Below are 1,036 nucleotides of genomic sequence, written 5' to 3'. Positions count from 1 at the left end.
GACCGTACGGCTTACCACTGCGCAGGCCCTCGTGCGGTTCCTCGCGAACCAGTACAGCGAGCGCGACGGGCAGGAGCAGCGTCTGATTCCTGGTGTGTGGGGGATTTTTGGGCATGGGAATGTGGCGGGTGTGGGTCAGGCGTTGTTGCAGGCGGCGCGGACTGGTGAGGCTGATCTGCCGTATTACCTGGCGCGTAATGAGCAGGGCATGGTTCATGCGGCGGTGGCGTTTGCGAAGATGCGGGATCGGTTGCAGGCGTTTGTGTGTACGGCGTCGACGGGTCCTGGTTCGACGAATATGATCACGGGTGCCGCGTTGGCGACGACGAATCGGTTGCCGGTGTTGTTGTTGCCCAGTGACATGTTTGCGACGCGTGTTGCTGATCCGGTGCTGCAGCAGTTGGAGGACGCGCGGGCGGGGGATGTGAGTGTCAATGATGCGTTCCGTCCGGTGTCGAAGTATTTCGACCGGGTGAGTCGTCCTGAGCAGTTGGTGTCGGCTGCGTTGGCGGCGATGCGGGTGTTGACGGATCCGGTGGAGACGGGTGCGGTGACGTTGTGTCTGCCGCAGGATGTGCAGGCGCAGGCGTATGACTGGCCGGTGGAGTTCTTCCGGCGTCGTGTCTGGCGTGTGGGGCGTCCGCTTCCCGAGCCGGATGCGTTGAGGCGGGCCGCTGATGTGGTGCGTGGGGCGCGCCGGCCGTTGATCGTGGCGGGTGGCGGGGTTGTGTATTCGGGTGCGGGTGAGGCGTTGCGGTCGTTTGCGGAGGCTACGGGGATTCCTGTGGCTGATACGCATGCGGGGAAGGGTGCGCTGGCCTGGGATCATCCTTGTGCGGTGGGTGGTGTCGGTTCGACGGGGACGTCGGCGGCGAATGCGCTGGCGGCTGAGGCGGATGTGGTTATCGGGGTGGGTACGCGGTACTCCGATTTCACCACTGCCAGTCATACTGTTTTTGCCTGTCCCGATGTCCGGTTCGTCAATCTCAATGTGGCGCGTCTGGATGCGGTGAAGCATTCGGCGGAGCCGGTGGTC

Annotated in this window: 1 protein-coding gene; it reads left to right on the top strand. The window is 63.9% G+C overall.

All coding sequences use genetic code 11. From position 1 onward, the window contains the following. Window positions 1–1,036, top strand: a 1,036-nt coding sequence (locus ACIP8W_RS31985; protein WP_402205926.1) for a thiamine pyrophosphate-binding protein, incomplete at both ends; no start/stop codon positions are given.

Source organism: Streptomyces sp. NPDC088554, from assembly GCF_044752945.1.
Taxonomy (GTDB): Bacteria; Actinomycetota; Actinomycetes; order Streptomycetales; family Streptomycetaceae; genus Streptomyces.
Note: the sequence above shows the minus strand (reverse complement) of the source record. Positions and strands in the feature narration are given on the sequence as shown.